General features: G+C 65.6%; 18 protein-coding genes and 1 tRNA gene. 16 read left to right on the plus strand and 3 right to left on the minus strand.

Annotated elements, in window-relative coordinates; translation table 11 throughout:
* The first annotated feature begins 15 nt into the window (after positions 1-15).
* Positions 16-759, plus strand: a complete 744-nt coding sequence (hutC, locus tag U5760_RS27155) for a histidine utilization repressor (protein ID WP_322015393.1) — start codon at positions 16-18, stop codon at positions 757-759.
* 30 nt (positions 760-789) lie between these two features.
* On the opposite strand, the gene U5760_RS27160 is transcribed toward hutC, so the two are convergent.
* Positions 790-1,593, minus strand: a complete 804-nt coding sequence (locus tag U5760_RS27160) for a LytTR family DNA-binding domain-containing protein (RefSeq protein WP_322015394.1) — start codon at positions 1,591-1,593, stop codon at positions 790-792.
* A gap of 201 nt (positions 1,594-1,794) precedes the next feature.
* Here U5760_RS27160 and U5760_RS27165 point away from each other — a divergent pair, with 201 nt between their 5' ends.
* From U5760_RS27165 to U5760_RS27210, 10 genes are all read left to right on the plus strand, one after another.
* Positions 1,795-2,673 (plus strand): xanthine dehydrogenase family protein subunit M, encoded by an 879-nt coding sequence (locus tag U5760_RS27165; RefSeq protein WP_322015395.1) that lies wholly within the window; start codon positions 1,795-1,797, stop codon positions 2,671-2,673.
* A gap of 18 nt (positions 2,674-2,691) precedes the next feature.
* Positions 2,692-3,222: a (2Fe-2S)-binding protein gene (locus U5760_RS27170; protein WP_322015396.1), complete on the plus strand. Its 531-nt coding sequence runs from the start codon at positions 2,692-2,694 to the stop codon at positions 3,220-3,222.
* Positions 3,223-3,239: 17 nt separating this feature from the next.
* The gene (locus U5760_RS27175; RefSeq protein WP_322015397.1) at positions 3,240-5,651 is read left to right on the plus strand and encodes an aerobic carbon-monoxide dehydrogenase large subunit; all 2,412 of its coding nucleotides are present in this window, start codon (positions 3,240-3,242) and stop codon (positions 5,649-5,651) included.
* A gap of 21 nt (positions 5,652-5,672) precedes the next feature.
* On the plus strand, positions 5,673-6,374 hold the full coding sequence (locus U5760_RS27180; protein WP_322015398.1) for an SRPBCC family protein: 702 nt from the start codon (positions 5,673-5,675) through the stop codon (positions 6,372-6,374).
* Between the two features lie 8 nt (positions 6,375-6,382).
* Complete coding sequence (locus U5760_RS27185; RefSeq protein ID WP_322015399.1) at positions 6,383-7,279, plus strand: MoxR family ATPase; 897 nt, start codon at positions 6,383-6,385, stop codon at positions 7,277-7,279.
* Positions 7,273-8,475 (plus strand): vWA domain-containing protein, encoded by a 1,203-nt coding sequence (locus tag U5760_RS27190; protein WP_322015400.1) that lies wholly within the window; start codon positions 7,273-7,275, stop codon positions 8,473-8,475. Before U5760_RS27185 ends, U5760_RS27190 begins: the two co-directional genes overlap by 7 nt.
* Positions 8,472-9,557 (plus strand): XdhC family protein, encoded by a 1,086-nt coding sequence (locus tag U5760_RS27195; protein WP_322015401.1) that lies wholly within the window; start codon positions 8,472-8,474, stop codon positions 9,555-9,557. Before U5760_RS27190 ends, U5760_RS27195 begins: the two co-directional genes overlap by 4 nt.
* Entirely contained in the window at positions 9,554-10,186 is a 633-nt protein-coding gene (locus U5760_RS27200) for a nucleotidyltransferase family protein (RefSeq protein ID WP_322015402.1), read from the plus strand. Before U5760_RS27195 ends, U5760_RS27200 begins: the two co-directional genes overlap by 4 nt.
* A 436-nt stretch (positions 10,187-10,622) precedes the next feature.
* Positions 10,623-12,167 carry a methyl-accepting chemotaxis protein gene (locus U5760_RS27205; protein WP_322015403.1) on the plus strand — a complete coding sequence of 515 codons (1,545 nt, stop codon included), beginning with the start codon at positions 10,623-10,625 and terminating at the stop codon, positions 12,165-12,167.
* Between the two features lie 147 nt (positions 12,168-12,314).
* A complete protein-coding gene (locus tag U5760_RS27210; protein ID WP_322015404.1) occupies positions 12,315-12,659 on the plus strand; it encodes an RcnB family protein in 345 nt (114 codons plus the stop codon).
* A 113-nt stretch (positions 12,660-12,772) separates the two neighbouring features.
* Here the strand turns inward: U5760_RS27210 and U5760_RS27215 are convergent, their stop codons facing one another.
* The gene (locus tag U5760_RS27215; RefSeq protein WP_322015405.1) at positions 12,773-13,393 is read right to left on the minus strand and encodes a YceI family protein; all 621 of its coding nucleotides are present in this window, start codon (positions 13,391-13,393) and stop codon (positions 12,773-12,775) included.
* A gap of 402 nt (positions 13,394-13,795) precedes the next feature.
* Positions 13,796-13,880: transfer RNA gene (locus tag U5760_RS27220), tRNA-Leu, on the minus strand.
* A 216-nt stretch (positions 13,881-14,096) separates the two neighbouring features.
* On the opposite strand from U5760_RS27220, the gene U5760_RS27225 reads away from it, so the two are divergent.
* From U5760_RS27225 to U5760_RS27245, 5 genes are all read left to right on the plus strand, one after another.
* On the plus strand, positions 14,097-15,092 hold the full coding sequence (locus tag U5760_RS27225; protein WP_322015406.1) for an ABC transporter substrate-binding protein: 996 nt from the start codon (positions 14,097-14,099) through the stop codon (positions 15,090-15,092).
* 23 nt (positions 15,093-15,115) lie between these two features.
* Positions 15,116-16,156: an ABC transporter permease gene (locus tag U5760_RS27230; RefSeq protein ID WP_322015407.1), complete on the plus strand. Its 1,041-nt coding sequence runs from the start codon at positions 15,116-15,118 to the stop codon at positions 16,154-16,156.
* Complete coding sequence (locus U5760_RS27235; protein ID WP_322015408.1) at positions 16,150-16,971, plus strand: ABC transporter ATP-binding protein; 822 nt, start codon at positions 16,150-16,152, stop codon at positions 16,969-16,971. The genes U5760_RS27230 and U5760_RS27235 overlap by 7 nt, the downstream gene beginning before the upstream one ends.
* A 67-nt stretch (positions 16,972-17,038) precedes the next feature.
* Positions 17,039-18,082: an ABC transporter substrate-binding protein gene (locus U5760_RS27240; protein WP_322015409.1), complete on the plus strand. Its 1,044-nt coding sequence runs from the start codon at positions 17,039-17,041 to the stop codon at positions 18,080-18,082.
* A 238-nt stretch (positions 18,083-18,320) separates the two neighbouring features.
* Complete coding sequence (locus tag U5760_RS27245; protein ID WP_322015410.1) at positions 18,321-19,436, plus strand: porin; 1,116 nt, start codon at positions 18,321-18,323, stop codon at positions 19,434-19,436.
* Positions 19,437-19,459: the final 23 nt, after the last annotated feature.

The following is a 19,459-nucleotide window of genomic DNA, read 5'->3' on the forward strand; positions in this document are numbered from 1 at the left end:
GGGAGCGTGATAACAATGAGAGCCACCGGGCAGGCGCAGGAAACCCAGGAACGGGATCGGGTGCAGCGAAGAGCCGCGCCCCCCTACGAGCAGATCAAACGTTATGTCGTCGAGCGCATTGCCGACGGCACCTGGAAACCCGGCGACGCGATTCCTTCCGAGACCGTGTTCGTCAAGGAGTTCGGCGTGGCGCGCATGACCGTCTCGCGCGCCTTGCGCGAACTGATGGCCGAACGCGTGCTCACGCGCATTCAAGGCTCGGGCACCTACGTCGCGCCGCGCGAATACGAATCGACGGTGCTCGAGATCCGCAACATCGCCGATGAGATCGCAGCGCGTGGACATCGTCACGATGCGCGCGTGATCCGGCTCGAGAGTCGCGATGCGCCGACTGCGATCGACGAACTGGGCCTTGCGGGCGGCCCGGTTTTTTACTCCGCCGTGGTGCACATGGAGGAGGGGGAGCCGATTCAGTACGAGGACCGCTACGTGAATCCGCAGGTCTTTCCGCACTATCTCGAGCAGGACTTCACGCGCGAGACGCCGAATCGCTATATGGTGCGACTCGCACCCATCCAGCGCGCGGAGTTTCGCATCTATGCGCGCAAGCCCGATGCGCAGATCCGCCATCATCTGGCGATGGAGATCGGCGAGCCCTGCCTCGTTGTGTGGAGGCGCACCTGGGTGGGCGAAGCGGTCGCGACCGCGGTGCACGTCTGGCACCCCGCCTCGCGCTTTCACCTCGCCGGGACCGTGTAAGGGCGACGATCCCGGCAACGCCGGCTGTCTTCACATCACGCCAAGCAACTCCTTCAGCTGCGCGGCGCGCGACCGGCTTACCGGCACGACGCTGCGCTCGCTGTCGTCCATCACGAGGTTCACGCTGTCCTCGGCTTTGACGAGCTCGATCGCGTACTGCAGGCTCACGATGTGGCTGCGATGCACGCGCAGGAATGTGCCGCTCTCGAGGCGCTGCTCCAGATCCGCGAGCGACAGGTTCGAGAGATAGCGGTCGTCCTTCGTGACGATCGTCGTGTAGTGGCCGTCGCCCTGGAAGCGCACGATGTCCTTCAGGTCGATCAGGATCACGCGGTTCTTGCGGTACACCGGAATCTTGAAGAGCCGGCGTGGCGGCGCGGGGGTGCCGGCGAGCGTTTCGGAGGACGGCTCGGTCGTGATGTCGGTCAGGTCGTAGAAGATCATGCAGGTGCCGCACGCGCCGTTCATGTCCGACATGCTCGACACCTTGATCATGAGAATCCGGTCAGGAATGTTGATCATCATCGCGACGGGCGGCGGCGACTTCACCGGGCAGCCTCCCGCGTCGCGCGACTGCAGCAGGAAGCGCAGTTTGTCGCGGCTTTTCGCGGGGTGCAGCTGGACGACGTCGATGCCGAAAAGCCTGTCCTGCGGAACCCCGAGCGACTGCTCGCCGGCCGGCCCGAGAATCTGCAGAGCGACGTCGTTGAACGCGCTGACGTGTCCCTGCGCATCTAGCCAGACCACGCCCGGATTGAACTGCTCCAGCCGGTGCTGGAAGGTTTCGGCGCGGCGTGCGTCGGTGGCCGGCGTGACGTGCTCGAACGGTTTCATCCAGGGTTCTCCCCGAGGCGCCCGTGGTGTGTACGGCATGTTCAATGCCGGCGCGGTGCCTCTGTTTTAAGTCCATTCCCACGTTCGCGCAAGTTTTCCTGCTGCCGGTGCAGCCACGCCGCCATTGGCGAAATCGCGTTGAATTGCTGCATTGCATTGTGAAATGCTAATTAAGTGGAGGATGACAACAAGGAGACCGGCGTGATTCCCCGACCCTTCGAATACCACGCGCCGCAGACGCTGCCCGAGGCCGTCGCGCTGCTCGGCGAGTACGGCGAGACGGCGAAAGTCCTCGCGGGCGGCCACAGCCTGCTGCCGATGATGAAGCTGCGCTTCGCGCAGCCCGACCACCTGATCGATCTGGGCAGGCTAACCGAACTCAAGGGGATCCGCGAGGATAACGACACGCTGTGGATCGGCGCGATGACGACCGAAAACGAACTGATCTGGTCGACGCTGCTGCAAACGCGCTGCCCGCTCCTCGTCGAGGGCGCGCGGCAGATCGCCGATCCGCAGGTGCGCTATCGCGGCACGCTGGGCGGCGACCTTTCGCATGGCGATCCCGGCAACGATCACCCGGCGCTGATGATCGCACTCGATGCGGCATTCGTGCTGCAAGGCGCAGCCGGCGAGCGCACGGTGGCGGCCGACGGTTTTTTCGTCGGCACCTACGAGACGTTGCTCGCGCCCGGCGAGATCCTGACCGCGATCCGCATTCCGGTGCCGGCCCCGGGCACCGGATATTGCTATGCGAAGCTCAAGCGCAAGACGGGCGACTTCGCGACGGCGGCGGCCGCCGTCACGATGCGGCTTGCCGGCGGCCATGTCGAGCACGTCCGCATTGCTCTGACGAATGTCGGCGACACCGTGATCCGCGCCGTCGACGCCGAGCAGGCGCTGGCCGGCCAGCCCTTCGATGCACGCGCGCTGGACGAGGCGGCGCGGCTTGCGATGGCGGCGTGCAGTCCGGTGCCGGATCTGCGCGGCGACGCCGATTACAAACGTGCGATGGCGGGCGAGATGACGCGCAGGGCGCTTGATACGGCATACGAACGGGCGGTCAATCCGGCCCACCCATAAAGGCGGGGAGAACCCAACATGGCCAGCAAAACGATGGTGTCGTTCCGGCTCAACGGCGGCGAAGTGGATGTCGTCGTCGAGCCGCGCGAACTGCTGATTCACACGCTGCGCGAAAAATGCCAGCACACCGGGCCGCATATCGGCTGCGAGACGTCGCATTGCGGCGCCTGCACGGTCGACTTCGACGGCATGTCGGTCAAGTCGTGCACGCTGTTGACGGTGCAGGCGCAAGGCGCGGAAGTCCGCACCGTCGAAGGGCTCGCCGAGGGCGGCACGTTGCACGCGCTGCAGGAAGGTTTCATGCAGGAGCATGGCTTGCAGTGCGGCTTTTGCACGCCGGGCATGCTGATGCGCGCGTACCGCCTGCTGCAGGAGAACCCTGATCCCACCGAAGCGGAGATCCGCTACTGGATGGCGGGGAACCTGTGCCGCTGCACGGGCTATCAGAACATCGTGAAGGCCGTGCAATACGCTGCGCGCAAGCTGCGCGGCGAAGCGGTCGAAACGTCGCATCCGCTCATCGAGGCGGACGCGGCGCACGCGCACTGAGCGCCGGGAGACAAGTCATGGGCCATCTCGACGCCAATCTCGAACGCGTTGCCGCGCTCGAAGGCATGGGCTGCTCGCGCAAGCGCCGCGAGGATCCGCGCTTCATCCAGGGCAAGGGCACCTATGTGGACGACATCAAGATGCCGGGCATGCTGTTCGGCGTGATGGTGCGCAGTCCCTATGCGCATGCGCGCGTAAAACGCATCGACAAGTCGCGCGCGCTGGCGCATCCCGGCGTGCACGCCGTGCTCACCGCGGACGATCTCAAGCCGCTCAAGCTGCACTGGATGCCGACGCTGGCGGGCGACGTCCAGGCGGTGCTTGCCGACGAAAAGGTCTGCTTCCAGAATCAGGAGGTGGCCTTCGTCGTGGCCGATGACCGCTATGTCGCCGCCGATGCCGCCGAACTCGTGGAGGTGGAGTACGAGGAGCTGCCCGCGCTCGTCGACCCGCTGAAGGCGCTGGAACCGGATGCGCCGGTGATCCGCGAGGACATCGCCAGCAAGGACACCGGCGCGCACGGTGCGCGCAGGCATCCTAACCATATTTTCACGTGGACGATGGGCGACCGGGACAAGACCGACCGCATGTTCGAGACGGCCGAAGTCACCGTGAAGCAGGACATCCTGTATCCGCGCGTGCATCCGTGCCCGCTCGAAACCTGTGGCTGCGTCGCGTCGTTCGACAAGGTGCGCGGCGATCTCACCGTCTACATCACGTCGCAGGCGCCGCACGTCGTGCGTACCGTGGTTGGGCTGCTGTCCTCGATTCCGGAATCGAAGATCCGCATCGTTTCGCCCGATATCGGCGGCGGGTTCGGCAACAAGGTCGGGGTGTATCCGGGCTACGTGACCTCGATCGTCGCGTCGATCGTGCTGGGTCGCCCCGTGAAGTGGATCGAGTCGCGCAGCGAGAACCTTTCCAGCACCGCGTTCGCGCGCGACTATCACATGACCGGCGAGCTGGCGGCCGACAAGGACGGCCGCATCAAGGCGCTGCGGGTGAACGTGGTTGCCGACCACGGCGCGTTCGACGCGTGCGCCGACCCGACGAAGTGGCCTGCCGGCATGTTCCATGTCTGTACGGGCTCCTACGCGATTCCCAATGCGTTCGTTTCGGTCGACGGCGTCTATACGAACAAGTTCCCGGGCGGCGTCGCGTATCGCTGCTCGTTCCGCGTGACCGAGGCGGTGTATCTGATCGAGCGGATGGTGGACGTGCTGGCGCAGAAGCTGGGCATCGACAAAGCCGAGATTCGTCTGCGCAACTTCATCCGCCGCGACCAGTTTCCGTACACGACGCCGCTTGGCCTCGAATACGATTCGGGCGACTACGACACGGCGCTGCGCAAGGTACTCGCGGCGGTCGATTACGACGCGCTGCGCGCGGAGCAGGCGCAGCGCCGCGCCGATCCGCAAGCCGAGTGGCTCATGGGCATCGGCGTGGTGAACTTCACGGAAATCGTCGGGGCCGGCCCGTCGAAGATGTGCGATATCCTGGGCGTGGGCATGTTCGACTCGTGCGAGATCCGCGTGCATCCGGACGGCTCGGCGATTGCGCGCATGGGCACCATCACGCAGGGCCAGGGGCACCAGACCACCTACGCGCAGATCATCGCGTCCGAAGCCGGTATCCCCGCGTCGCAGATTGCCGTTGAGGAGGGCGATACGTCGACCGCGCCATACGGGCTCGGCACCTACGGCTCGCGCTCTACGCCGGTGGCGGGGGCGGCGGTTGCCCGCGCCTCGCGCAAGATCCGCGAAAAAGCGCGCAGGATCGCGGCGCACCTGCTCGAAGCGAGCCCCGACGACGTGGAGTTCGATCTCGACCGCTTCGTGCTGAAGGGCTCGCCGGACCAGTTCAAGACGGTGAAGGAAGTGGCCTGGGCGGCCTACAACAACGTGCCGGAGGGGCTGGAAATGGGCCTCGAAGCCGTCGACTACTACGATCCGCCGAACTTCACGTTTCCGTTCGGCGCCTACGTGTGCGTGCTCGACGTGAACCGCTACACCGGCGAGATCCGCGTGCGGCGCTTCTATGCGCTCGACGACTGCGGCACGCGGATCAACCCGATGATCATCGAGGGGCAGATTCACGGCGGATTGACCGAAGGCTTTGCGGTGGCGCTCGGCCAGGAGATGCCCTATGACGAGTCGGGCAACCTGCTTGGCGCGACGCTGCTCGATTACTTCGTGCCGACCGCCGTGGAAACGCCGCACTGGGACACCGACTTCACCGTGACGCCGTCGCCGCATCATCCCATCGGGGCGAAGGGGGTGGCCGAATCGCCGCACGTGGGTTCGATTCCGTGCTTCACGTCGGCCGTCGTCGATGCGTTCTCGCATCTCGGCGTCACGCACATGAACATGCCGCACAACGCGTATCGCGTGTGGCAGCAATGCCGCGCGCTTGGCTTGACGCGGGCTTAGGCATTGCGGGAGGAGCGCGCGATGAAAGTCGTACTCGACAAGGTGTTTCCACTCGCCGCGAGCGCTGGGCGCGCGTGGCAGCTCATGCAGGATATCGAAGCGGTGGCGGGTTGCATGCCGGGCGCGAAGATTACGGAGCGCATCGATGCTACGCACTACAAAGGAACGATCACGGTGAAGCTCGGGCCCGCCACGATGGCGTTCAAGGGCGACATCGAGGTGCTCGCGCTCGACGCGGCGGCACGCAGCCTGCATCTCGCCGGCAAGGGCACGGACTCGACAGGCGGCTCGGCGGCGGCGATGGATCTGGTGGCCGCCGTGCGGGCCAGCGGCGAGGCCAGCGAGCTGACGGGCCGCAGCGAGGTGACGATGAGCGGCAAGGCCGCCGCGATTGGCGGCCGTTTGATGGGGCCGGTCTCGGAGCAGATGCTCAAGCAGTTCGTCGCGAACTTCGCGGCGCGGCTCGACGCGATGAACGCGCAGGCGGTGCAGCAGGTAGCGTCCACGCCGACCGAAGCCAGCGGCGACGCGCCTTCGGCTGCGGATAGCACGAGTGCATCGTCGCCCGGGTCGACGAACACGGCGACGGCAGCGCCCGTAGTGCCTGTAGCCCTCGTAGCCCCCGTAGCGCCGCCCGCCGAGCTGAACGGCCTCTCGTTTGCCTGGGCGATTTTCCGCGACTGGCTGCGCGGACTCTTCTCCCACAAGGCCCATGGCCGCTGAGGCCTGTCATGACGCCCACCGACCGCATGCCCGACGTCGTCGCGTTGCAGGCGAAACTGGCGAGCCACGGCTACATTGCCGAGCGCAGCTTCGCGGCGGCACTGTTGTTGACGCTGGAAATGCGCCGTCCGCTGCTGCTGGAGGGCGAGGCCGGAGTTGGCAAGACCGAGGTGGCGAAGGCGCTGGCGCGCCTGCTCGATGTGCCGCTGATCCGGCTGCAATGCTACGAGGGGCTCGATGCGCACACGGCGCTCTACGAGTGGAATTACGCGCATCAACTGCTGGCGATCAAGCTGTTCGAGCAGGATGCGCGGCCGCTGCGCGACAAGGAGCAGGATATCTTCTCCGAACGCTACCTGCTCAAGCGCCCGCTGCTCGAAGCCATCACGACGACGCCCGCGCCCGTGCTGCTGATCGACGAGGTGGACCGCACCGACGAAGCGTTCGAAGCCTATCTGCTCGAAGTCCTTTCGGACTTCCAGATCTCGATTCCCGAACTGGGCGTGATTCGCGCCACCGAACGGCCTTACGTCATCCTCACTTCGAACGGCACGCGCGAGATCTCGGACGCCTTGCGCCGGCGCTGCCTCTATCAGTACGTCGACTATCCGTCGTTCCAGCGCGAACTGCTGATCGTGCGGACCCAGGTGCCGGACGTGCCCGAAGCGCTCGCGCGCCAGGTGGTCGAATTCACGCACGCGGTGCGGCAGATGGCGCTGCGCCGCAAGCCCGGTCTCGCGGAAACGCTCGACTGGGCCGCCGCGCTGCTGCGCCTTGGCGTGAGCGCACTTGACGAAGGCGGCATCGAGCGTGTCATGGATTCGCTCGCGGCGCTCGTGAAGACGCGCGAGGATCAGGCCGCGCTCACGCAGCCGGTGGTCGAAAAGCTGGTGGCGTCATGCTGACCGGAACCGCAAGCGTTGCCGCGCAGGCTGACGCGCCCGACCTCGCCGAACGACTCGTCGCGCGCTACGCCGGTTTTGCGGGCTGGCTGCGTGCCAACGCGTTCTGCGTGACGAGCGCGGACGTTGCGACGTCGATGGAGGTCGCAAGGCGCATGGGCCAGTTCGACAGCGATCTGCTGCGCTGGAGCCTGCGTGCGCTGCTGTGCTCGCGCGCGGAAGACTGGCGGCGTTTCGACGATCTGTTCGACGCTTATTTCATGGCGCCGAACCGGCGCGAGCTGGTGGAGACCCGGGCAGGCGGCGCCGGCCCGCTTACGCGCGACGAGGCAGGCGAGGGGCTGCCCGATGCGAGCGAAGGCATGCCCGTGTCGCTCGCGGGCCGCGGCGCCGGGGCGCCCGGCGAGGGCGCGACGGCCGACGAGGGTGCGACCGAAGCCGCCTCGCTGGCTTTCGCGGACTTCCGCCATCTCAACGATCGCACCGAACTCTTCGCCATCGACGCCGCGATCCGCCGCTTCGCCCAGCGCCTGCGCGGCATCGAAACGCGCCGCGAGCAGCGCGCGAGTCAGGGACGGGCCATCGATCTGCGCTGGACCCTGCGCCGCAGCGTGTCGCGCGGCGGCCTGCCGGTCGAGCTCGGCTGGCTGCGCAAGCGGCGGCAGCGGCCGCGCATCGTGCTGATGCTCGACGTGAGCCGTTCGATGAACCTCTACAGTTTCTTTTTGCTGCGTCTCGCGCGCGTGCTCGGCGCGCGACTGCACGACGTGCACAGCTTCGTCTTCCATACGCGCCTCGTTTGCGTCGACGAGGCGCTGCGCGATCCCGATCCGCGCCGTGCCCAGGAGCGCCTGCATCTGATCTCGGAAGGCTGGGCGGGCGGCACGCGCATCGGCGAAAGTCTGGCCGGATTCAATCAGTACTACGCATCGAGCCTCCTGCACTCGCGTACCGCGGTGGTGATCGTCAGCGACGGCTACGACGCCGGCGATCCGGCGCAACTGGGCGAGGCGCTGGCTGCGATCCGGCGGCGCTGCCATTCGCTCGTCTGGCTCAATCCGCTCGTCGGGCGGCCGGGATTCGCGCCGGTCAGCGCGGGCATGCAGGCCGCGCTGCCGCACCTCGACCTGTTCGCCGGGGCACGCGATCTCGCGAGCCTCGAGCGCCTGTTTCCACAAATTCTCGGTGCGCTGCAATGAATGCCGAAACCGTCGATACCGTACCGGCCACGATCGGCCTGCTGCAACTCGAACAGCAATTGATCGACGCGGGTGTGCCGTTTGCCGTTGCGACCGTGATCCGCGTTGCGCCGCCGGCCTCGACCCATGTGGGCGCGCAGGCGCTCGTGGAGAGCGACGGCACGCTGCATGGCTGGATCGGCGGAGGGTGCTCGCAGGCCATCGTGATCGAGGCCGCGCGCCAGGCGATCCGGCTGGGCCAGCCGCGGCGCGTGCGCATCAGCAACGAACCCGCGCCGCCCGATCCCGAAGTCGAGGCCCACGCCATGCCGTGCGCGAGCAATGGCGCGATGGAGCTCTTCATCCAGCCGACCGTGCCGCCGCCGCTCGTGGTCGTGTTCGGCGCGACGCCGACGGCTCACGAAGCCTGCGTGCTGGCGCGGCGCATGGGTCTGCGCGCGTCGCCGGCGGCCGACACCGCGCGCGCCGGAGGCCCGCGCTTCGACGCTGCCGTGCTGGACGATGCTGGCGCATCGTTCGCGCTGATCGCGACGCAAGGCGACGGCGACGAGGACGCACTCGAAGCGGCGCTGCGCAGCCGCGTCGGAGCCGTGCTTCTGATCGCGAGCCGCCGCAAGGCCGAGCGGCTGCGCGAAACGATGCGCGCGCGCGGCATCGCCGATAGCCGGCTCGCGGCGCTGCATGCACCGGCGGGACCGGCGATCCACGCGCATACGCCGCAGGAAATCGCGCTGGGTGCGGTCGCGGGACTCGTTGCCTTGCGGCACGAGCGGGAAGAAGCGGCGGCGGCCGCGCAGGCGGCCGTGCCGCAGGCCACCGTCGCCACGGAGGCCGTGCCGCCGCTGGCACCGTGCGAGATGCCCGAAGCGCCGGCGGCCGAGGCGGGACGCTATGTGAATCCGGTGTGCGGCATGAGCGTCGAGATCGCAACGGCGAAACATGTCGTCGTCTATGGCGGCCGCAAGGTGTACTTCTGCTGCGACTGCTGCAAGGCCGAGTTCGAGCGCGCACCGGCGCGCTATCTGGCGGCTGAGCCGGACCACGAGACCCGCGCCGGAGAGAACCGGGCGGAGGAGCGATGAACACGGTGAGGTTTTCGGCTGTCGTGCTCGCGGCAGGCCTCTCGACGCGCATGGAAGGGCGCCACAAGCTGCTGCTGCCGGTGGGCGGCGAGCCCGCCGTGCGGCGCGTGGTGCGCGCCATCGTCGCCGCGCGGCCGGAGGAGGTGGTCGTGGTGACCGGATTCAACGGACGCGCCGTCTTCGAAGCGCTCGACGGGCTCGACGTGCGCTTCCAGAGCAACCCACGCTACCGGGAAGGCCAGATGACCTCGGTCGCGGCCGGCGTTGCCGCGCTGCATGCCCCGTGCGACGCCGTGATGATTTGCCTGGCCGACCAGGTGCTGCTGGAGGCCGCCGATTATCGCGAGCTGATCGACGCCTATGCGTCGATGCCGCGCGGATCGATTCTGGTGCCGACGTTCAACGGCGCGCGCGGCAATCCGGTCTTGTTCGCGGCGAGTTACGCGCCAGAGGTCGTGAGCGGCCACGTGAACCCGGGATGCCGCAAGCTGATCGCCGAGCATGGCGACGAAGTCTTTCTCCATGACGCGGCGCACGACCGGTTTTGCGCCGACATGGACACGCCCGCCGATTATTCGAGCATCGTGGCCCGAATTGAGCGGGTGGGCATCCACGTTAAAGACGCGTAAGCCGATTCCGCAAGCTCGACGCAAAAGCGCTCGCCCGGCCTCGCTGCCCGGTGGTCGGGACCCTCTCGATATGCTCGTTGCATCGTCCGTTCGCATCGTGGTTCCCGCGCAAATGCCATTCACACTGCCACATCATTGCATTATCATGGTCTGGTAATCGTATTCACTGGCCGTGGGGCGCGGGCCGGTGTCGTGTGGCCGGATCGTTGACTCAGGCAGTCATCCCTCCCGCGAATCATGACGCGATCAATATAATAAGGTTTCCTTAATTAAATCGAACCATACAGGAAGGGGTAAACCCACATCGCGCTAAAGAACGCTGAATCAAGGACGATATAACACGCAACTGGATCGCAATGGGACGTCGTTCACGTCTCTCAGGACTTTCAGCAAAGATCGCCAATGCGGCACGCATCTATCTTTTGGGGGGAAGGTCATGCGCAATAATCAGCCAGTCACGCAGCACGAGTTCGAGATTCCGGACAATGCGACATTGATGTCGACAACGGATACCCAGAGCCACATCAACTACGCCAACGCCGCGTTCATTCATGCAAGCGGCTTCTCTCAGGACGAAATCCAGGGCCAGCCCCATAACATCGTCCGGCACCCGGACATGCCGCAGGAAGCGTTTGCCGACATGTGGGCCACGCTCAAGGGCGGCGAGCCGTGGACCGCGCTTGTCAAGAACCGCCGCAAGAACGGCGACCACTACTGGGTGCGGGCCAACGCCATTCCCGTGGTGCGAAACGGTCGGACGTCCGGCTACATGTCGGTGCGGACCAAGCCTTCGCGCGATGAAGTCGAAGCCGCGGAAAAGCTTTATCGCCAGTTCCGCGAACACAAGGCGGGCAAGCGCCGCTTCCACAAGGGGCTGATCGTGCGCACCGGCCTGATGGGGTGGGCTTCGAAGCTCAAGACCATGCCGGTGCGCTGGCGTATCCGGTCCGCGTTGCTCGTGGCTGCGCCGCTCGTCGTTGCCGGGGCGTGGCTTGCCGGGGTGAAGGGCGTGCCGTTGGCGGCATTCGCGGCGGGCGCCTCGTGCGGTTTGCTTCTCGTTTCATTCTGGCTCGAACGGCAGATATCCCGGCCGCTCGAACAGATGCTGGGTCAGGCCTTGCGCGTCGCGACAGGCGAGAGCCAGAAAGCGGTGCACATCGACCGGGTCGACGAGATCGGCATGACCCTGCGCACGATCAGCCAGCTTGGCCTGATGTTCCGGTGGCTCATCGACGACGTGAGCGAACAGGTCATCACGGTTCAGCGCGCCATCAACGAAATCGCACAAGGCAACAACGACCTGAGCCAACGAACGGAGCAGGCCGCTTCGAACGTCCAGCAGACCGCGTCGTCGATGACGCAGATGACGGCGACCGTGAAGAGCAACGCCGAAATCGCGCTGCAGGCGAACACGCTGGCCGGCTCCGCGAGCCACGCGGCTGCGAAGGGCGGCCAGGCGGTATCCGAAGTGGTTAGTACAATGAACGAAATCACCGCGAGTTCGCACAAGATTGCGGACATCATCGGCGTGATCGACGGCATCGCGTTTCAGACCAACATTCTTGCCTTGAATGCCGCAGTCGAAGCCGCCCGCGCCGGCGATCAGGGCCGGGGCTTCGCGGTGGTGGCCGGGGAGGTTCGCGCACTGGCCCAGCGCAGCGCCAACGCAGCCAAGGAGATCAAGCACCTCATTTCGACCAGCGTCGAGAAAGTCGAGACCGGGTCGAGCCTCGTTGATGAGGCCGGCAAAACCATGGACGATATCGTGGCCCAGGTGCGGCGCGTCACCGACCTGATTGCGGAAATACGCTCGGCCACGGAGGAGCAAAGCAGCGGCGTGACCCAGATCGATCAGGCCGTGAGCGATCTCGACAACATCACCCAGCAGAATGCCGCTTTGGTGGAGCAAAGCACGGCTGCATCGGACAGCCTCCGGCAGCAGGCCACGAAGCTGGTCGAAGCCGTGAGCGTATTCCGCTGACCGCGCCGATTGCCGGAAAAGGGCGCTGGCCGGTACCGGAGGCGGCATGGCGCAGACGCTTGTAGCATACCTGTTATATTTGGCAGTCAGTATGTCGGGCAGGCGGTGCTTCACCGCCGCAATTCGCTTCTTTCAAGGGAGAAAACAATGCGTTCAAAGGTAATGGCTTCGCTGCTGATGGTCTCGGTGTTGACGGCTTCTGGAGCGGCGTTTGCACAGCAGCGGCACGACGGTGCCGGGGCGCACGGTCCGCGCCAGCCGATGCACGATGCTTCGCTCGGTCGCCCGGGCGGTCCGATTCCGCATCAGGACTGGCACAAGGGCGAGCGCATTCCGGCCGAGTACCGTGACCGCAACTACGAGGTGGACGACTGGCGCGAGCATGGCCTGTCGGCTCCGCCGCGCGGCTATCACTGGGTCGGCGTGAATGGCGATTACGTGCTGGCCGCCGTGGCGACCGGGGTGATCGCCAGTGTGCTCGCTTCGCATTAGGCTTTGTTGTTACGTCGACGTGCCTGGTACAACCTTGTCGACAGTGCGTTTGTGATCGCGATGCCGGGATTGCCGGAGCCGGTCAGGGGAGAGTGCTAACGCGCCGGAATGCTTCACGGATCCGGCCTCTCCCCGACAAACTCCGCACGGATCTTCATGTGCACGTCGTCCCCCACAACGGAGGGCCATTTCGACAGCCCAAATGCGGCGCGGCTGAAATGGCCGTCTGCGGAGAAGACCCGCGTACGCGGAGCGTCCGGCGGATCGCGCGGGTCTTCTTCGACCGTTACCGCCAGTGCGACAGCATGCGTTGTCTCGCGGATCGTCAGATCTCCGGTCAAAAGGCCAGTCAGGGCCCCGGTGCGCACGAAGTGCGTGCCGACGAAGCGGATGACGGGATAATGCACGACGTCCAGCATATTGTTGCCTTCGACTACGCCGGCCACGAACGGCGTGCTTGATTCAAGGCTCGTGGCATCGATGGTCACCATGACGTGGCCGGCGGCGCGATCGTCAAATCCGTCGAGTTGGGCGCGCACGCGGCTAAAGCGCATGGTGAGAGCGGGACGCCAGACGTTCGCGATATCGAATACCACGGCAGAACGATGCGGATCGAGCCGATACAACCCTTGCGGTGCCGACGGGTCGACCGGATCGGCACTCCTGCCGACGGCCGGGCAGGCCGCGCAGAGGAATGCGACGATTGCCGTTGCACATGTACTGATACGACCCATGGCTGCACCTTGTCGATAAACGGGCGTGCTAATGGGTGATGGAGTTCATTGCCCACCGATCGACGGCCAACTGGGCTGTCGCTTCGAAGCCGACTCTGGCCCTTGATTCTGGCCCTCGACGCACAGAGGACATGGAGCAAAACGTTCCGCGTACCGCGTTTATTCCGCAGGTGGGACTGAAAAAAACGGAAGAGAGAATGGCTAACGTTCTTGACCGACTTGTTAGCGGATGAACTGCTGTAGAGATCCTGGGCAGCAACGAGTGCGGGCTCGGGCGACTATGAGCCTGTGAGCCGCTCCGTCTGTCCACAGGCCAGGCAGGATCGTATAGGAAAGAAAACCCCGCAGAACCAGCGGCTTGCAGAGTTTTTGGACTGTAGCGGCTCTCGCCGGAATATCCGTTGGTGCCCAGGGCGGGACTCGAACCCACACGCCTCGCGGCGCTACCCCCTCAAGATAGTGCGTCTACCAATTTCGCCACCTGGGCAAGAGGGGCGCAATTGTATCGACTAATTTCCGTTTTGTGAATGCTTCCTTGCATTGCAGCGGACGGACCGCGCGCACCCCATGAATGAGCCGCCGTTCGTGTGTCCGACAAGATGCAATGTATAAATGATGTGCCGATATAAACATATATAAATAGAATAATTCTCAGCCTCCAGGTTCGTCGCTACGCTTCGCGAATATCGCTAGCGAGGACCTCATGTCAGCCTCCGTTTCCACATCGTTTCTGCTGCGCAGGCGCCTGTTGCGCGCGTTCGCGGCGGCGCCCACGGCCGCGCTGGCCGGTGCGTGGCCGGCCAGCCAGGCGCGTGCCGCCGATCTCGCTTCCGTGACGCTCGTGCTGGGCGATCAGGCCGGCGGCACGCGCGCGCTCGTCGAGGCCGCGCATGCCCTGGACGGCGCGCCCTACGCCTTGCGCTGGGCGAACTTCCAGGGCGCCGCGCCGCTCTTCGAGGCGCAGCGTGCGGGTGCCGTCGATACCGCGCCCGCCGGCGACCTGCCGGTGCTGGCGGCCGCAACGGGCGACCCTTCGCTGCGGATCGTCGCCACGCGCGCGGGCGCGCCCACGCAGCTCGGCATCCTCGTGCCGGAGCGTTCCGCGATACGCAGCGTGGCGCAGCTCAAGGGACGGACGGTGTTCGTCTCCTCGGCGCGGGGCAGCATCTCCGAGTACCAGCTCGACGGCGCACTGGCCGAAGCCGGACTCTCGCGCACCGATGTCCAGATCCGCTACATCCTGCCGGTCGATGCGTTTGCCGCTTTCACGTCCGGTTCCCTCGAAGCCTGGGCGACATTCGATCCTTACTACGGGATCGCGGCATCGCGCGGCGCACGCGTGCTGCGCGACGGCACCGGCATCAACAGCGGGCTCGGTTTCATCACGGCCTCGGGCGAGGCGCATGCGAATCCGCTCAAGCGCGCCGCCATTGCCGACTATCTGCGGCGGCTGCAGCGCGCGGGCGAATGGGCGCAGGCGCACCCGCAGGAATATGCCGAGGTGTATGCAAAGCTCACGCGCACGCCGCCCGACACGGCGCTCACGATCACGCAGCGTTCGTCGCTGAAACTGCGCTTCGTGTCCGGCGCGGATATCGACGTCTTGCAGAACGTCGCCGACGTGGCCTTGCGCGACGGCATCCTGCCGCATCGTCTCGACGTGCGCGCGCTGACCGATACCACAATCGGCAACGCCTGAAATCAAGTAGGGAGAACGTAGCAATGTCTACCCAAGTCCCAACGCTGGAGCTTCCCGAGGCGCAGGCCGTGCCCGAACGGCGCAGTGCCGGTCGCAGCGGCTTGACGGGCGCACTGGCCGCGCTCGCCTGGCTGGGCGCCGCCACGGTCACGCGCGCGTGGCCGAGCCTCGACGACTGGCCGCATGCCGACACGTTGTTCGAGCTTGAGCTGCTGCTTGCGTTGCTGTCCATCGTCATCGCGTGGCGCGTGCGCCGTTTCGCCACGCGAAGCGCGGATGCCCCCGAATTGCGCGCCAGTGGCGGCGGCTGGCTGGCGGCGTCGCCCTGGCTCATTGCCCTCGCCGTCGGCGTGAGCGGCTGGGAGATCGTCACCGCCAAACTAGAGTGGCTGCCGCGGCCGTTCTTTGCGCCGCCGGAGGCCTTGATCGCCGTTTTCTTCGACGACTACGCGAGGCTTGCCTCCAGCGTCGCTCATTCGTTCGGACTGCTTTCATTTGGCTACACGATCGGCGCGGTGGCCGGCTTCGTCGTAGGGGTGAGCATAGGCTGGTCGCGCGCGGTCGGCTACTGGCTGCATCCTGTGCTGCGCCTCATCGGACCGCTGCCCGCCGTGGCGTGGCTGCCGCTGGCGTTTTTCTTCTTTCCGTCGAGTTTCAGTGCGAGCGTCTTTCTCATCGCGCTCGCTTCGGCGTTTCCGGTGGCGGTGCTCACCTGGTCGGGCGTGGCGGGCGTGAACCCGGCGTTCTACGACGTGGCCCGCACGCTCGGCGCGCGCCCCGGTTTCCTGATCCTGCGCGTGGCCATTCCGGCTGCGCTGCCTTCGGTGTTCGTCGGTCTGTTCATGGGGCTCGGCGCTTCGTTCTCCGTGCTCATCGTGGCGGAAATGATGGGCGTGAAGGCGGGTCTCGGCTGGTATCTCCAATGGGCCCAGGGATGGGCCGCCTACTCGAATATGTACGCAGGACTCCTCGTGATGGCGCTGATGTGCTCGGGCCTCATCACGCTGCTGTTTCGCGTGCGCGACCGCCTGCTGGGCTGGCAAAAAGGATTGCTCAAATGGTAACGGGCAACGTTGCATACGCGAATGCATCGCCGGATGGGGCTGCCCGCACGGGCGCGCGCATCGATATCCGCCATGTGAGCCACGGTTTCGCGCTGCGCGGCAACACGCTGCCGGTGCTCGACGACGTGAGCCTCACCGTGCAGCCCGGCGAGTTCGTCGCGCTGCTGGGGCCGAGCGGCTGCGGAAAATCGACGCTGCTGCGGCTCGTTGCCGGGCTCGATACGCCGCGCGCGGGAACCGTTGCGGCCGATGGTGCGGCAATTGCCGGTCCCGATCCTTCACGCGTGCTGGTGTTTCAGGATCCCACGCTGTTTCCCTGGCGCACGGTGCGCGAGAACGTGGCGATCGGGCCGCAGGCGCAGGGCAGGCGGCGCGGGGCGGCCACGGCGGCGCAGGTGCAGGCGCGCATCGACGCGGCGCTCGAACTCGTCGGCCTCACGCAATTTGCCAAGGCCTGGCCGCATCAGCTTTCGGGCGGCATGGCGCAGCGGGCGGCGCTGGCGCGCGGTCTCGTCAACGATCCTGCGCTGCTCGCGCTCGACGAACCGTTCGGCAAGCTCGATTCGCTCACTCGCATCCGCATGCAGGGCGAACTGGTTGCGCTCTGGCAGCGCGCCCGCTTTTCGGTGCTGTTCGTCACGCACGACGTGGAGGAGGCGCTTGTCATGGCTAACCGGGTGATCGTCTTCAGCGGGCGGCCGGCGCGCATTATCGCCGAGGTCCGCAACGACGCGCCGTATCCGCGCCATCGCGACGATCCGGCGCTGGTCGAATTGCGTCGCGATGTGCTCGCGCAACTTGGCCTCGAAGCCTGAGCCACGCGTTTTTCCCACGCTTTTTCCCGGCTTCTTTCTCCCATCCCACCACGGAACCGATACACCGATGAATTCGACCGACGCTCCCGACACTCTCTGTGCCGCCCATCCGGGCCGCCGCGCCTGGCTGCGCAAAACGGCGTTGACGGCGGGGGCCGCCGCGCTCGGCGGTTTTTCCTTCGGTTTGCCGGCCACGCGCGCGCTGGCCGACGAAGGCGCGAAGTCGCTCAAGCTCTCCTGGAACGCGGGCGCCATCTGCACGGCGCCGGTGCCCGTGGCGCTCACGCAGGGCTTTTTCCGCAAGCGCGGGCTCGACATCGAGCTCGTCAACTTCGCGGGCTCGACGGACCAGTTGCTGGAGGCGATCGCCACGGGCAAGTCGGATGCGGGCGTCGGCATGGCGCTGCGCTGGATCAAGCCGCTGGAGCAGGGGTTCGACGTGAAGCTCACCGCCGGCATCCATGGCGGCTGCATGCGTCTGCTCGCGACGAAGAACTCGGGCATCGTCGATATCGCCGGGCTGAAGGGGCGCACGGTGGGCGTGAGCGACATGGCGAGTCCGGCGAAGAACTTCTTCGCGATCACGCTCAAGAAGCAGGGCATCGATCCGGATAGCGATGTGCGCTGGCGCCAGTACCCGGCCAACCTGCTGGGCGAGGCGCTGAAGAAAGGCGAGGTGCAGGCGATTGCCGACGGCGATCCGACCATCTGGACGCTGCGCGAATCGGACCACCTGTATGAAGTGTCGAACAATTTGTGCGGCGAATACGCGAACCGCGTGTGCTGCGTGCTGGGCGTGCGCGGCTCGCTGATCCGCAAGGATCGCGCGACGGCGCAGGCACTGACTCAGGCGCTGCTCGAAGCGACCGAATGGACTGCGAATCATCCGGACGAGGCCGCGAAGGTGTTCTCGGCTTACGCGCCGAACGCCGACGTGGGCCAGCTTGCCGCCATGCTGAGGAGCCACACGGACCATCATCATCCGGTGGGCGACGCGTTCCGCAAGGAAATCGCGCTTTATGCCGACGACCTCAAGACCGTGGGTGTGGTCAACTCGGGCACGGATTCGAACCGCTTCGCCTCGCGCGTGTTTGCCGACGTGCTTGTCTGAGCCCGGCTCACCCGCACGTATCTTCATCCTCGATCGAAGCCCGGCGCCATGTCGGGCATTCTTCTTTCCCCTCTGAAAATCCCCAGACGTTCCCTCGTTCTTTGCAATTTCAGTGTGCAAAGAATGCACTGTCTCTCCCGTCCATCGCTGCCGCATATTGCATGACGTGGCTCGTGCCCTGAACGGGCCCACACATCCGGCGCGTTCAAACTTAAAACCAGATGGAGGAGACAGCAGTATGTGGAAGCCGAAAAAATGGGGTTTCGTGGTGCCGCTGGCGTTGCTGTGTTCTCACGAGGCACAGGCGCAATCCAGTGTCACGCTCTACGGTATCGTCGACGAGAGCATTCGTTATATGACGAACACCACGGCGGCAGGCGATTCGAAACTCCAGATGGCCAATGGCGGCATGACGGAAAGCCGCTGGGGCCTGCAAGGCGTCGAGCAGCTCGGCGATGGATGGTCCACGTTCTTCAAGCTGGAGAACCGGTTCTATCTGAACAGCGGGCAAAGCGACGCCTCGCTGCCGTTCTTCAACGAGGCGCAAGTGGGCATTCGCTCCACTTCATATGGGCAGGTCATTCTGGGTCGTCAGTACAACGTGATGATCGAAGGGATCACCATCGGTGGCTACGGCAGCAATCCGTGGATTCCCTACGACTTCACGTTCCAGCCCGAAGTCACGCTCACCGGCGGCATCTGGACGAGCAACCAGGCGCAATACCAGATACATGTGCACGACATCATGTTCTCCGCCGGCTATGCGTTCGGCGGCGATGCGGGCCACTTTGGCTATGGCAGCCAGGTCGGCTTTGCCGCCGCGTGGTCGCCGCAGAACGGCCCCGTGAAGTTCGGCGGCGCGTACGAGGAGTCGCGGGATTCGGTCGACGGCGCACCCGCGAGGGCCTGGACGTTTGGCGGCTCGTACACGTGGGACAAGACGCGCTTTGCGCTCGGCTATATCGAAGACAGCAACGCGCCCGGGTTTTCGAACTTCGCCAACGGACCGTTCACGGCGGCGGGGTTCGTCGCCACGAAGTACACCGACTTCGCGAAGCGTCGCATGATCCTCGGAGGCATCACGCAGGAAGTGGGCTACGCATGGCATTTCGCAGCCAACGTATGGCGTACGCTGCAGGACGGCAGAACGCCCGCGAAGGACGGTTCGGCGTGGCAATACCAGCTCGTCGCCGACTATGGTCTTTCGGTGCGGACCAGCATCTATGCCGAAGCGGATTACGGGCAATATCGAGGCGACCTGATCGGCGCGCAGTTGCAAGGAATCCAGAGCATCGGGACGGCGCAGAAGGGAACGCAGCTCGGCGTGTCGGTGGGTCTGCGGCACGCTTTCTGAAGCGGCAAGGAAGGACGAGACGA

It is taken from the genome of Paraburkholderia sp. J12 (genome assembly GCF_905220215.1).
In the GTDB taxonomy this organism is placed as follows: Bacteria; Pseudomonadota; Gammaproteobacteria; order Burkholderiales; family Burkholderiaceae; genus Paraburkholderia.